Source organism: Bradyrhizobium sp. Ken64, assembly GCF_055807555.1.
This window is the reverse complement of sequence record NZ_JBVVPA010000013.1, coordinates 37,752-50,815: the sequence shown is the minus strand read 5'-3', so window position 1 is coordinate 50,815 and position 13,064 is coordinate 37,752. Positions and strand designations below refer to the sequence as shown.

The window sequence follows — 13,064 nt, the reverse complement described above, 5'->3', positions numbered from 1 at the left end:
CAACAGGAGAGCCTCGACGAGCTAACGGCGCAATAGTTTGTCGCGTCTCCTCGCGGCTTTCGTGGTAGGGAGACCGCCTCAATTCCCGAACCACGGATAAGCTATGACCGGCTCCCCGCAGAAGATCGCCCTCGTCACCGGAGCCGCACGCGGCATCGGACTTGCGACCGCGAAGAAATTTTTGACCGAGGGCTGGCGGGTGGCATTGCTCGACATCGAGGGCGAACTGCTTGGCCGCGCGGTCGCCGAGATCGGCCGGGACGAAGCCACGCTGGCGTTGACCTGCGACGTCTCGGACGCAGCCGCGGTTGCCACTGCGATGACGACGGTCGAACAGCGGTTTGGCCGGCTCGACGCGCTCGTCAACAATGCCGGCATTGCCGTGTTCGCGCCGCTGATGGAGACGTCGGAGACCGATTGGCGGCGCGTGCTCGAGGTCAACCTCACCGGCCCGTTCCTCTGCACCAAGGCGGCGGTGCCGCTGATGCGCGACGGCAATGGCGGCGCCATCGTCAACGTCACCTCGATCTCGGCGGTGCGCGCCTCGACGCTGCGCTCGGCCTACGGCACCAGCAAGGCGGGCCTCGCGCACCTCACCAAGCAGCTCGCGGTCGAGCTCGCGTCCCTCAACATCCGCGTCAACGCGGTCGCGCCGGGACCGGTCGACACCGCGATGGCGAAGCAGGTGCACACCAGGGAGATCCGCGCCGACTATCACGACGCCATCCCGCTCAACCGCTACGGCCTGGAAGAGGAACTCGCCGAAGCCATCTACTTCCTGTGCTCGGAACGATCCAGCTACATCACCGGCCAAATTTTGGCCGTCGATGGCGGCTTCGATGCGGCGGGCATCGGCCTGCCGACGCTGCGCGGCGAACGGCGGAACGGATAGACACGGCGCAGGGTGGCCTAGCGAAGCGTCACCCACCTCTTCTCGTCGGCCTATCCCACGGACTCGAATTCGCGGAGGCTTCATGCGACGCGTCACCTTGCTCAGAGCCTTGATGCTCGCATCCGCGCTGCTCGCCGCCACGCCTGTCTCGGCCGAAATCCGCATCGTCCAGTCGCCCGGTGGACAGGTCGGGCCGTTCCTCGATTTGTTCGAGAAGGTGCGCGAGAGCGGCGAGCGCGTGGTGATCGACGGTCCCTGCCTGTCCGCCTGCACGCTGGTACTGAGCATCGTGCCGGGCGAGCGGATATGCGTCACCAAGCGTGCCGTGCTCGGCTTCCATGCGGCGCGCTCGATCGATCGGCGCGGACGCTTCTACGCCGAGCCGGAAGCATCAGATGCGGTGCTTGCGGCCTATCCCGGCCCGGTGCGCGACTGGATCAGCCGCCGCGGCGGCCTCTCGTCGCGGTTGCTTCTGCTGAAGGGACGCGACCTCGCCGCGATCTATCCGCGCTGCCGGTGATGATCAGGCGGACGCAAGCGCCCGCACGGTAGGGCCGCGCAACTACATCGCCTCGATGATCGCGAGCGTCAACTTCACGGCCATCGCGTTGCACGTGAGCCAGCGAACAAGCGCGCCGGCAAAATTGCGCCGGTCACATGCTTCGTGAGGTCTAGTAATAACTCTGGATCAGCTGGGCCAATTCCATGCTCGCGCAGATGAGCATACCCCAAAGTGCAAAGTTGATCTGCAGCGCCGCCGCCATCGGTCGCTCCCCTTCCAAGTCCGCCCGCCCCAGTTTTTAGAATTTATGGCGGAATAAATAACGATTCTGTCCCGGAGTTCACAGCCTAATATTGCGCCAGTTGTTGTGCGATGCGGTCCGCATGATTTCACGAACCGGCCTCACTGCTCTCGCAATGTGGTGCGACAGCAACATCCATATTCGGCCGTGTCGGCCAGGCGTTTCCCTTAGGTTCCATTTGAGCGGTGCGAGGCAAGCTTCGGCAAGCGGACTTGGCGCGTCGCATACAACACCCAAGGGCCCGGCATGATGCGACACGGCTTTGTCTTGCTCACTTTTTGCGCAACGCTCATGGGATGCGTGGTCGCGCCGGCGCAGGAACGCCGTCCGATCGCATGGGACGGCATCGGTCAGGATCCGAACCGTCCCTCCGTCATCAAGCGTCGCGTGGCGACCCAAGCTCCCGCGGCGAGTGATTCGAATCAGGAGCGGGAGAGAGTCCTCGGCACCTTGCGCCCGTACTCCGCGGCATGGTGGGCAATCCATGACGAAATCGAAGCGGAGAATGACAGGCAGCTCGGGACCAAGCTCGTAATCTGTCCGCGCTGCGTTCCCTCCTCCCAACCACCGAGCAATGACGTGACCGGATCGATCCGCTGATAGGGCACGCGGTCGATCGGCCCATGACGCAACGTCCTCATGCGCGCCCCTCTCCCGCATCGTCGTGGAGAGGGGATCGCCGCTTGGCGCGTCAGGCGATCGCGCCTGTCACATTCCCTCGGCCGGGCAATTCACCATCCAGGGAATGCCGAACTTGTCGACGCACATGCCAAAACCCTTGGCCCAAAAGGTCTTGCTGAAGGGCATGGTGACGTTGCCGCCATCGGCGAGCGCATTGAACTTGCGCTCGCCCTCCGCCGGGTCCGCGACCGTGAGCGAGATCGAAAAGCCCTGCGGCTTGTGACGATGCTCGGGCGGAGCATCCGACCCCATCAGCACGCTGCCGTCGGGTAGCGACATCCGCGCATGCATGATCGTCTTCTCGCGGCCGGGCGCCGCGGCCATGTCCGGCGGTGCGTCCGACGAACGCATCATGGCGTCGATCTTGCCGCCGAGAACCTTGGCGTAGTAATTGAACGCCGCTTCGCAGGTGTCCTGATAGAACAGATAGGGATTGAGCATCGTTTCTCTCCGTTTTGCTTTCGTTCGGGGTGACGGCGCTACTTCTCGGTGAGCTTCTTCAGGCTGGCCAGGCCCGCCTCGAAATCCTTGCCGATCATGTTGTCCATGTTGATGAACACCTGCATGACCTTGGACAGGAACGGGGCCGGACCGGACATCGCCCACGTGACCAGTGTGGCATCGCCTTGCGGCACAAAGGTGAACTCGGCGGTGTTGTGACCTTCGAAAGGCCGCTCGAAATCGAGCTTGATGCGTAGTTTTGACGGCGCACTCGCCTCGAGGATCTCCATATGGCCGGCGCCGACATTGTTGTTGCCGTCCCAGGCATAGGTCGCGCCCCTTCCTTCAGTTCCGCCGAATCTGCGCTTCATGGCGGGATCGCGGCCCTCGTAGGGGGACCAGGCCGTCCAGCGATGGAAATCGGCGACCAAGGGATAGACCGCAATGGCCGGCGCTTTCACGGCGAGGCTGCGCTCGACGCGGAATGTGTCGGGCTTCGTCAGGGCGAAGCCGAGCACGCCCACGATTCCGACCCCGAGCAGGATGACGATGACGGCAATGGCTTTCAACATGAATGGCTCCCTGGATACGCTCCTAGGACGAAGGGAGGGGGTCGAGCCCGACAAGGCGAAGCAAAAATTTTGCAACGCCCGAAACAGGCGCTCCCTACTTCACCTTGGCGCCTTCGACCTTGGCGTCTTGCCTGGCGCCGCCATTTGCGCCCTTGGGCTGGCTGTCCCGGATCAGGCGATCGAGATGCATGCGGATGTGAGCGGCTTCTGCGGACGTGTTAGCGAGGGCGATGGCGCGGTCGAAGGCGATGCGGGCTTCGTCGTTGCGGCCGAGCTGCATCAGGAAGGCGCCGCGCACGCCGTAGAAGTGGAAGTAGTTGGCAAGCTTTGGCGCCAGCGGCTCGATCAGGTCGAGCGCGGCTTGCGGTCCGCGCACCTTGGAAACCGCGACCGCGCGGTTGAGCGTCACCACCGGCGAGGGCTGAACCACCTCCAGCGCACCATAGAGCAGGTCGATCTGCGCCCAGTCGGTCTCCGCGGGCGTGGACGCGCGGGCATGCAGCGCGGCAATCGCGGCCTGGATCTGGTAGGGCCCGCTGCGGCGATGGCGTATCGCCTTGTCGATCAGCGCGAGGCCTTCCGCGATCACGGTGCCGTTCCACAGCGAACGATCCTGGTCGTCTAGCAGGATCAGCGAGCCATCCGCGGCAAAGCGCGAGGCACTGCGCGCATGCTGCAACAAGATGAGCGCCGTGAGGCCCATGATCTCCGGCTCGCTCTGGAACAGCCGCAACAGCAGCCGCGCCAGCCGGATCGCTTCCTCGCACAGCGGCTTTCTGATCTCGGCGGTGTCGCCGCTCGCCGAGTAGCCCTCGTTGAAGATCAAATAGATCATCGCGGCGACGACGGCGAGCCGCTCCGAGCGCTCGACCGCGCCCGGCGTTTCAAACGGCGTCCCGGCCTCCGCGACCTTGGCCTTGGCACGCGTGATGCGCTGCTCCATCGCCGCATCCGACACCAGGAAGGCGCGCGCGATCTGCTTCACCGTCAGGCCGCAGACGATACGGAGCGCCAGCGCGATCTGCTGCGTCGCCGGCAGGCCTGGATGGCAGCAGATGAACATCAGCCGCAAAATGTCGTCGCGGTAGTGGGAGCCGTCGAGCCGCTCGGCGAGCGCGCCCTCGGTGTCGTCGAGATCGGAGATCGCCTGGTCGTCCTCCGGCAGCGGCTGCTGCTTGCGGGTACGGCGCACCTCGTCGATGGCAACGTTGCGGCCGACCATGATCAGCCAGGCCGCGGGATCGCGCGGCGGTCCGTTCTGCGGCCAGGTCTTCAGCGCGCGCAGGCAGGCATTCTGGAAGGCCTCCTCCGCGGTGTCGAGATCCCGGAAATAGCGCAGCAGTGCGCCGACCGCTTGGGGGCGCGCCGAGGTCAGCGCGGTCTCGATCCAGGCGGTATCGGCCTCGCTCACGTCAGATTCCCTCCGGGCCTGAACACGCCGACGGGGCGCACCTCGTAGGCGCCGCCGGGATTGGCGGCGCCGAGGTCGCGGGCGACATCGAGTGCGTCGTCGAGATTCTTGCAATCCACGATATAGAAGCCGAGCAACTGCTCCTTGGTCTCCGCGTAGGGGCCGTCGAGCACCAACGGCGGGTCCTCCTTGCGCAGCGTCGCAGCCGCGGTGGTCGGCAGCAGCCGCGCCACCGGGCCGAGCCGGCCCTGCTGTGTCAGCTTCTCCTGCACCACGGCGAGCTTCTTCATCACGGCCTCATCCTGGTCCTTGCTCCATGAGCCGACGAAGTCCTCGTCGTGATAGCAAAGGATCGCATAAAGCATGGGCAGTACCTTCTCTGAACGCTTGTTTTGAAGACGATCCACTATGCCCCGCCCCGACATGGCTGCGGAAAAAAATTGCAAGAAAAATCCGGCAGATCGTGCCAAGGAGGGCCTTCAAAAACGGAACTTAAAGAGGCACTTCGAATGACCGTGGGCACACTGGCCGTCCTGATCAACAGCACGCAGCAAAACTGGCTGCCGGAGCGCTGGAAGGCCCGGTTCGACGCGGTCAGCGGCGGCCGCCGCGTGGTGCTGCTGCCCGATGCCGGGCTCGATCCGGCCGAGGTGCACTATGCCGCGGTGTGGAAGCCGGTGCCGGGCGACCTCGGCTCCTTCCCCAATCTACGGGCGATCTTCAATCTTGGCGCCGGCGTCGATGCGCTGATGGCGGACAAGAGCCTTCCGAACGTGCCGCTGGTGCGCGTCGCCGTGCCTGACCTGACCGGCCGCATGACCGAATACGTCGTGCAGCACGTGCTGATGCACCACCGCCAGGAGCTTTATCTGCGCCAGTCGCAGCGCGAAAAGCGCTGGGAGCCGACCTATCAATGGCCGGCGAGCGCCGTCACGGTTGGTGTCATGGGACTGGGCACGCTCGGTGCCGACGCGGCCGATGTGCTGCGGCGGCTTGGTTTCGGCGTCGCCGGCTGGAGCCGCAGCCCGCGCACCATCGCGGGTGTCGAATGCTTCCATGGCGCCGGGCAGATCGACGCATTCCTGCGCACGACCGATATTCTGGTCAGCCTGTTGCCGCTGACGCCCGATACACACGGCATCCTCAACCGCGACGTCTTCACCAAGCTCAACCGCAAGAGCCCGCTCGGTGCGCCCGTGCTGATCAACGCCGGCCGCGGCGGCCTTCAGAACGAAGCCGACATCCTGGCCTGCCTCGACGACGGCACGCTGGGCGCCGCCTCGCTCGACGTCTTCGTGCAGGAGCCGCAGCCGAAGGACAGCCGGTTCTGGACCCATCCAAAGGTTTTGCTGACGCCACATAACGCCGCCGACACCGACGCCGATGCGATCTCGGCCTATGTCGCCGAGCAGATCGCGCGGTTCGAGGCCGGTGGTGTGCTGGAGAACGTGGTGGACCGGACGCGGGGGTATTAGGCCGCACGCGGCGCCTCATTCCCGGTGTCGTCCTGGCGAAGGCCAGGACGACGCCAGAGTTCTCGGTCACTCCGTCCCCCCACGAAGGCACCCGCTCGGCCGGTATCCCGTTCACCCTCTCTTAGCGAGAAGTTGATAGGTCTCCTTAATCAACGCTCAACGAACGAGTCGGACATGCGCTTGACGCTCGGCCTCAGGATGCGGATCACGGTTGCGCTGGCGGTGACGGCAGCCGCGACCGCGCTATTTGCGGTGCTCGGTGCAATGTGGATCATCGCGGGGATCATCGACCGCGCCGACCAGCGCGAGCTGCGCAGCCATTACGATGCCCTGCAATCGCGCATCACCGAAGAGTCCCGCCGCGCCGCCGCCATGAGCGCCGTCGTCGCCGCGATGCCCGCGACGCAGGACGCCATGGCCAAACAGGATCGCAATGCCCTGGTCAGCCTGTTCGGGCCGGTCTTTGCCGCGACCAAATCGGAGTACGGCGTCGAACAGTTCCAGTTCCACGTGGCGCCCGCGACCTCATTCTTGCGCGTGCACCAGCCTGCCAAATTTGGCGACGACCTCTCGGGCTTCCGCAAGACCGTGATCATGGCCAACCAGGAGCGCAAGGTCGTGGTCGGCCTCGAGGGCGGCCTGGCCGGGCTCGGCATCCGCGGCGTCGTGCCGATCGCGCAAGGCGGCAAGCATCTCGGCTCAGTGGAGTTTGGCCTGACCTTCGGCCAGTCTTTCCTGGACGACTTCAAGACCAACCGCCATGTCGACATCGCCTTCCATCTCGCGGACGGCGGCGGTTTCAAGCTGTTCGGCGGAACGCTGAAGGGCAAGAGCTTCTTCGACGCGACCGATTACGGCCGCGCCGCCGGCGGTGACTTCACGATGCGGCAGGCCAAGCTCGACACGACGCCGGTGGCCGCGCTGCTCGGACCGATCAGGGATTTTTCCGGCAAGCCCCTCGGCGCGGTCGAACTGGTGATGGACAATGCCGACTATGTGGCCTCCGCCGACCGTGCCTGGCTGCTGGCATTCGGCATCGCCGCGCTCGGGCTCGTGCTCGCCGCAATCGTCGGCTATCTCATCGCCCGCAGCATCTCGCGTCCGATCATCTCCATCACCACCGTGATGCGCGAGCTGGCAGACGGACACCTCGATGTCGCCGTCCCCGCCAGCAAAGCGAATGACGAGGTCGGCGCAATGGTCAAGGCGGTCGCAGTGTTCCGCGACAACGCCGTCAACTTCAACAAGCTCCAGGCCGATCAGGCCGACACCAAGGCGCAGTCCGAAGCGGAGAAACGGCGCGCGTTCGCCGCGCTCGCCGACAATTTCGAAGCCAGCATCCGCGACGTCGTCACCACGGTCTCCTCGGCAGCGGTCGAGATGGAGAACACCGCGCGCTCAATGTCTGATATCGTCGAGCGGTCGCGGCAGCAGACCGGCACGGTGTCGTCAGCCTCGGCGCTCGCCTCGGAAAATGTGCAGACGGTCGCTGCCGCCGCGGAAGAGCTGTCGTCGTCGATGACCGAGATCAGCCGGCGCCTTGCGCACGCGACCGCGGTGGTCGGCAAAGCTGCGAGTGACGGACGACGGTCGAATGAGCGCGTGCAGAGCCTGGCCGACGCCGCGCAGAAAATCGGCGACGTGGTCTCCTTCATCAGCGGCATCGCCGAGCAAACCAATCTGCTGGCACTCAACGCGACGATCGAGGCGGCGCGCGCGGGCGAAGCTGGCCGCGGCTTTGCGGTGGTCGCTTCCGAGGTGAAGGCGCTGGCAACCCAGACCGCCAAGGCGACCGAGGAGATCGGCGCGCAGGTGACGGCGGTGCAAGGCGAGACCACCGGCGCAGTGGACGGCATCCAGTCGATCTGCGCCACAATCCAGGAGGTCGACGAGATCTCCGCTGCGATCGCCGCCGCCGTCGGCCAGCAGGGCACCGCGACGCAGGAGATCGCCCAGAACGTCCAGCAGGCAGCCGCCCGCACCGGCGAGGTCTCGCAAAACATTGCGGGCGTCACCGCCGGCATCGCCGCGACCGGGACAGCGGCGGAGGAAGTCCTGGGCTCGGCGATCGAGCTATCAAAGCAATCGCAGCGGCTGCGGGACGAGGTGGACCGTTTCCTCGCGCATATTCGCGCGGCGTAGCAGGCTACAAACTCAGTGTCGTCCTGACGAAAGCCAGGACCCATTACCCCAGGGAGGAGCTGCGGCGCGACGGCGGCAACTCCGAATCTTCGCCAAACCAGATTCGGGTGCCTATGGTCCTGGCTTTCGCCAGGACGACGTTTGGGAGATAGCTCGCGCCACGCAACCGCCTAGCTCTTTCGTCCCACCATCACGTCGATCGCCCCCTTCACGATCGCCTCGAGCTCCTTCCGCGACACGCGGGCGCGGGAGCGGATAGCGATTGAATGCACCGTCGCTGAAGCGAGCTGTGCCAGCACTGCTGGATCGGCGCTCTCGGGCAACTCGCCTTTCTCCTTGGCGCGGCGGAAGCAACTCGCAAATGCCTTGTCGAGTTCGTTGAGGCCATCGAGCACCATGGCCCGGATGTCGGGATCGCCGATCGCTTCGGAGGCCGCCGTGACCACCGTGAAGCAGCCGCGCGGGCCGGTCTCGCCGGAGAGATAGATGTTCAGCGCGGAGGCGAAGATACGCTCCAGCCGCTGGCGCACCGGCATCTCCTGGCGAAAGATCTCCACCATCGATGCGCGCGCATCCTCGCGGTAGCGTTGATAGCTCTTGATGTAGAGCTCGCGCTTGTCGCCGAAGGCGCCATAGAGGCTCGGGCGATTCATTCCGGTAGCTTCGCTGAGATCGTCGAGCGAGGTCGCCGCGAAACCTTGCGTGCGGAACAGATCGAGCGCCTTGCCCAGCGCGACGTCGGGTTCGTAGGCGCGCGGACGGCCGCGGCGTTTGGGTTCGCTGGCAGCAGCTGGCGGCTTGGCTTTTTGTACCATTTTGCAATTTAATCCTTGACCGTCCTCATAATATGCAAGACAGTACAAAAATCAATCTGGCCAGGTTGAGCGACACTCCAAAAGTCACATCGAGGAATTGCCCAAGGAGGCTCAAGATGGATCTTTATTTCTCGCCGCTCGCCTGTTCGATGGCGAGCCGCGTCGCGCTGTATGAAGCCGGCGCCGAAGCCAAATATCTCGAAGTCGATCCGCCGACCAAGACAGTGCTGAGCGACGGCACTGACTTCCGAACCGTGAACCCGATCGGCCTGGTGCCGACACTGCGCACCGACGAGGGCGTGGTGCTGACCGAGAACGCCGCGATCCTGCAATATATCGCCGACCGTTTCCCGCAATCGGGCCTCGGTGCCGCGGCGGGCATCGAGCGCACGCGGCTTCATCAATGGCTCTGCTTCATCGGCACCGAGCTGCACAAGGGCCTGTTCATCCCGGTGCTCGACCGCAAGGCGCCGCAGGAGACGAAAGCCTATGCGCTGGAGAAGAACCTGTCGCGGCTGGATTACCTCGACAATTACCTGAAGGGGCGCGACTTCCTGCTCGACCATTTCAGCGTCGCCGACGCCTATCTCGTCACGGTCATCAACTGGACCATGGCGACGCCGCCGATCGAGCTCGCCAAATGGCCGAACGTGAAGGCCTATTACGAACGCCTGCGTCAGCGACCGTCGATCGCCAAGGCGATCGCGGAAGAGTTCGAGCTGTACAAGGCCGAGCAGGCGCGGAAGAAGGCCGCGGCGTAAGCGGCATTCGAAACGACCGTCGTTCCGGCCAATGCGGCCGGGACGACGGGTCCGGAACAATTGGCTATCTCGGCGTCTGCAGTACGACCCCGTAGCGGCCGTATATCCGATCGATCGTGCCGTCGTTTCGCAGCCGTTCAACCGCTCCATCGATGGTGTCGCGCAATGCATCATCCGGACGGACCATGCCGACCGCGACGTTCCAGTTGAGATCGGCCACGGACTCGTCGCGATCCAGGATACGAAATGCCTTGTCTGGATGCGTCAGATTGAAATAACTCGCTGCAGTGGGTGTGACCGCAGCGGCATCGATCTCATGGTTTGACAAGGCATCGAGGCTGTCGCTCTCGAAGCCGAAAGTCGACGTCGCGACGTGCCGTTGACTGATGATCATGGCAGCGACGGATCCGACCTGCACCCCGACCTTGGTATGCTCGTTGAGGCTCTGGAACGAGGCGAGCGCGCTGGATGAGGGGACGGCGAGCGCGACGCCTGTGCGATAATACGGTTTTGAGAATCTCAAGCGGGTTTCACCCTGCGCTTCGCGGTCGGCGATGACGTCCAGAACAATGTCGCATCCGGCGCTCCGCATCTGGTACTGGGTGATGATCCAGTCGAGACGCAGCGAGACGCCGAGCTCGTGTGCCAGCGCCTCGCCCAATTCGATCTGAAAGCCGGGAGGATCGGCGGCCTTGCTTGCGAACGGAAGCGAGTTCGGATGGGCGCATAATCCGAGCACACCGGATGCGCGGATCGCGTCCAGGGTTCGCCCCTGCGCAGGATTCAGCAATGCGATTACGGCGCCGACCACAAGCGGGAGAACTGTCTTCATTCCGCGTCCTCGTATCGACATCGGCCTGCTATTCAGCCATCGCGCGGCTTCAGGGCGCGGATATATTTGACGATCTGGTCGATCTGCGCGTCGGTGAAGGCCCCGCCGAATGCCGGCATCGCACCAGACTTGCCGTTCTTGATGCGGCTGTGCAGATAGTCGTCGTCGCGCGGTGAATTCATCAGCTGAGGTCCCTTGCCGGCGGCCCGGCCGCCAGCGGAGTGACAAAAGCCGCAAGTCCCTGCGAATAACTGCTCGACGTCGAACGTCCCGTTGTCGGGTACGGGAGTGGCAGATTGCGCCTGAACCGGTGCGGCATACAGCGACGAGGCGCCCAGCACCGCCGATAGCAGCGCGGTGATCTTCTTCACATGCAAGTTCAAGGTATCCGGCTCCATATCCTGAAGCGCCACGCCCCGAAGCACGAGTCCTGAAGCACGCCCGGAAATTCCAATGCACGGGAAGCAAGCTTGCGCCTGCTCCCCGGCAATCTGCGATGATCTATTTCAAGCTGAAGACGACGAGCGCCCCGTCATCACGCGGCATGCTCTTGTAGGCGCCGCCGAAGTTTGGCGCGTATTCGTCCGCCAGCATGCCGCCAAAGCCTGCGACTACGGCAATGTACTGCTTGCCGTTGACGGAATAGGAAACGATGCCGCCCTGGTGGCCGGTGCCGTTGTTGTGACTCCATAGCTCGGCCCCGGTTTCGGCATCGTAGGCATGAAGGATGCCGCGGGAGTCGGGCACGAATACGAGATTGCCCGCAGTCGACAGCACGCTTCCAAGCGGCGGCTCAGGATAGCGAACCTCCCACTTCTTGGCGCCGGTGATGGGGTCGCGCGCGTCGAGATGTCCATAAATCTCTCCGCCCGGAGGGGGTACCATCTTGAAATCGGCGCCGATGTTGAGCTGGACCTGAGGCGCTGTGACCGGCGTCGTCTTCTGGACGTCGAGCGTCATGCACCATTCCTGGCCGATCTTGTAGTACAGGCCGGTCTTCGGGTTGTAGGAGCCGGCGTTCCAGCTGACGCCGCCGCCGATGAAGGGGCACAGCGGCGGTTCGGTGACCTTCCCGGCGGTGAAGTCGCGACGGCCGATCAAGGCACCCGTCTTGGGATCGATATCCTTGACGAAATTGATGTTCTCAACGAGCCGCCAGACATTTTTCACGGCGAGATTGCGGTCATAGACGAAGACGAAACCGCCCTTGTTCGGGTGAACCACGAACTTCTGACCGTCGCGTTCCAGCATCACAAACTCGCCGACCGCGCTGTCGAAATCCCAGGCGTCGTGGGGCAATTCCTGATGATGAAATTTCAGCCTGCCGGTATCGACGTCGAGACCGATCACCGAACTCGTGTAGAGATTGTCGCCGGGACGCGCGCCTTGCGTCTTGTAATCGGCGCCCGACCAATCGTAGAGCGGCGCCGGATTTGCGGTGCCCCACAGGATCGTGTTGGTCTCGGAATCGTAAGTGCCCGGCATCCAGCCGCCACCCCCGCCCGTGCGCCAGGAATCGTTCCCCCACGTCTTCATGGCCTCGTCGGTACCGGCGACGGTCAAGAACTCCCACTTCTTCTTCCCGGTGGTGGCATCCAGGCCGAAGATCGGGCCGCGGCCCGGCCATTCACCACCTTGCGCTCCGATGATCACCGTACCCTTTGCGTAAAGCGGTGCACCGGTGAAACCGACCGTGAGCTTCTGCGAGTCGATCAGCCTGGTTTCCCAGAGGACCTTCCCCGACTTCATATCCAGGCCGAGGACCCTGCCATCCATGGTGCCGACGAAAACCTTGCCCTCGCCGAGCGCTACGCCGCGATTGTAGGGGGAATGGGTCTGACGGGAGATCAGGGCCTCGTCCAGCTCCGGAAAATGGGACCAGATCACCTCGCCTGTCGCGCCGTTGAGCGCAAAAACCCGGCTGTAAGAACCCGAGTAATAGAGCACGCCATCGGCCGCGAGGGGCATCGATTGCAGGCCGCGGGTCGAGCGCCCTGGAATGTGGGTCCAGGCAACGTTCAGATTGCCGACATTGTTTGCATTGATCTGCGCCAGCGGGCTGTAGTGATAGGATTTGTATGAACCGTGGTAGGTCAGCCAATCGTTCTGACCGCCGTTTTCGATCCGCGCAGTATCCACGGACTGGGCCAAGGCCGACGACACCACCAGCGTCGCGCCGGCAATAAGAGGTAGACCAGACTTACACCAACGCTTCTTCATCCGTTCCTCCCGCTTTTAA

14 protein-coding genes are annotated in these 13,064 nt (G+C 64.0%); 6 read left to right on the top strand and 8 right to left on the bottom strand.

From position 1 onward, the window contains the following. Nucleotides 1-103: 103 nt before the first annotated feature. From AC0L2F_RS21355 to AC0L2F_RS21345, 3 genes are all read left to right on the top strand, one after another. A complete protein-coding gene (locus AC0L2F_RS21355; RefSeq protein WP_473249749.1) occupies nucleotides 104-892 on the top strand; it encodes an SDR family NAD(P)-dependent oxidoreductase in 789 nt (262 codons plus the stop codon). 82 nt (nucleotides 893-974) lie between these two features. After that, complete coding sequence (locus tag AC0L2F_RS21350; protein WP_473249748.1) at nucleotides 975-1,412, top strand: hypothetical protein; 438 nt, start codon at nucleotides 975-977, stop codon at nucleotides 1,410-1,412. Between the two features lie 529 nt (nucleotides 1,413-1,941). After that, nucleotides 1,942-2,295, top strand: coding sequence for a hypothetical protein (locus tag AC0L2F_RS21345; protein ID WP_473249747.1), 354 nt, complete (start codon nucleotides 1,942-1,944; stop codon nucleotides 2,293-2,295). Nucleotides 2,296-2,403: 108 nt separating this feature from the next. Here the strand turns inward: AC0L2F_RS21345 and AC0L2F_RS21340 are convergent, their stop codons facing one another. The 4 genes from AC0L2F_RS21340 to AC0L2F_RS21325 all read right to left on the bottom strand — a co-directional run bounded on the left by AC0L2F_RS21340 (nucleotide 2,404) and on the right by AC0L2F_RS21325 (nucleotide 5,165). Then, a complete protein-coding gene (locus AC0L2F_RS21340; RefSeq protein WP_007614293.1) occupies nucleotides 2,404-2,817 on the bottom strand; it encodes a VOC family protein in 414 nt (137 codons plus the stop codon). Nucleotides 2,818-2,855: 38 nt separating this feature from the next. Further along, nucleotides 2,856-3,389 carry an SRPBCC family protein gene (locus AC0L2F_RS21335; protein WP_473249746.1) on the bottom strand — a complete coding sequence of 178 codons (534 nt, stop codon included), beginning with the start codon at nucleotides 3,387-3,389 and terminating at the stop codon, nucleotides 2,856-2,858. A gap of 94 nt (nucleotides 3,390-3,483) precedes the next feature. Beyond that, nucleotides 3,484-4,800 carry an RNA polymerase sigma factor gene (locus AC0L2F_RS21330; protein WP_473249745.1) on the bottom strand — a complete coding sequence of 439 codons (1,317 nt, stop codon included), beginning with the start codon at nucleotides 4,798-4,800 and terminating at the stop codon, nucleotides 3,484-3,486. Continuing rightward, nucleotides 4,797-5,165 carry a YciI family protein gene (locus AC0L2F_RS21325; RefSeq protein ID WP_007614296.1) on the bottom strand — a complete coding sequence of 123 codons (369 nt, stop codon included), beginning with the start codon at nucleotides 5,163-5,165 and terminating at the stop codon, nucleotides 4,797-4,799. The genes AC0L2F_RS21330 and AC0L2F_RS21325 overlap by 4 nt, the downstream gene beginning before the upstream one ends. A gap of 144 nt (nucleotides 5,166-5,309) precedes the next feature. On the opposite strand from AC0L2F_RS21325, the gene AC0L2F_RS21320 reads away from it, so the two are divergent. Both AC0L2F_RS21320 and AC0L2F_RS21315 read left to right on the top strand, forming a co-directional pair. Then, nucleotides 5,310-6,275, top strand: a complete 966-nt coding sequence (locus AC0L2F_RS21320) for a 2-hydroxyacid dehydrogenase (protein WP_007614298.1) — start codon at nucleotides 5,310-5,312, stop codon at nucleotides 6,273-6,275. A 174-nt stretch (nucleotides 6,276-6,449) separates the two neighbouring features. Then, nucleotides 6,450-8,417 (top strand): methyl-accepting chemotaxis protein, encoded by a 1,968-nt coding sequence (locus AC0L2F_RS21315; RefSeq protein WP_063994759.1) that lies wholly within the window; start codon nucleotides 6,450-6,452, stop codon nucleotides 8,415-8,417. 170 nt (nucleotides 8,418-8,587) lie between these two features. On the opposite strand, the gene AC0L2F_RS21310 is transcribed toward AC0L2F_RS21315, so the two are convergent. Continuing rightward, the gene (locus AC0L2F_RS21310) at nucleotides 8,588-9,232 is read right to left on the bottom strand and encodes a TetR/AcrR family transcriptional regulator (protein WP_007614300.1); all 645 of its coding nucleotides are present in this window, start codon (nucleotides 9,230-9,232) and stop codon (nucleotides 8,588-8,590) included. A gap of 116 nt (nucleotides 9,233-9,348) precedes the next feature. On the opposite strand from AC0L2F_RS21310, the gene AC0L2F_RS21305 reads away from it, so the two are divergent. Further along, the gene (locus tag AC0L2F_RS21305; protein ID WP_007614301.1) at nucleotides 9,349-9,993 is read left to right on the top strand and encodes a glutathione binding-like protein; all 645 of its coding nucleotides are present in this window, start codon (nucleotides 9,349-9,351) and stop codon (nucleotides 9,991-9,993) included. A gap of 64 nt (nucleotides 9,994-10,057) precedes the next feature. Here the strand turns inward: AC0L2F_RS21305 and AC0L2F_RS21300 are convergent, their stop codons facing one another. The 3 genes from AC0L2F_RS21300 to AC0L2F_RS21290 all read right to left on the bottom strand — a co-directional run bounded on the left by AC0L2F_RS21300 (nucleotide 10,058) and on the right by AC0L2F_RS21290 (nucleotide 13,045). Continuing rightward, complete coding sequence (locus tag AC0L2F_RS21300) at nucleotides 10,058-10,825, bottom strand: substrate-binding periplasmic protein (protein WP_473249744.1); 768 nt, start codon at nucleotides 10,823-10,825, stop codon at nucleotides 10,058-10,060. Nucleotides 10,826-10,857: 32 nt separating this feature from the next. Further along, entirely contained in the window at nucleotides 10,858-11,223 is a 366-nt protein-coding gene (locus AC0L2F_RS21295; protein ID WP_473249743.1) for a c-type cytochrome, read from the bottom strand. Nucleotides 11,224-11,326: 103 nt separating this feature from the next. Then, entirely contained in the window at nucleotides 11,327-13,045 is a 1,719-nt protein-coding gene (locus tag AC0L2F_RS21290; RefSeq protein WP_473249742.1) for an outer membrane protein assembly factor BamB family protein, read from the bottom strand. Nucleotides 13,046-13,064 lie beyond the last annotated feature (19 nt).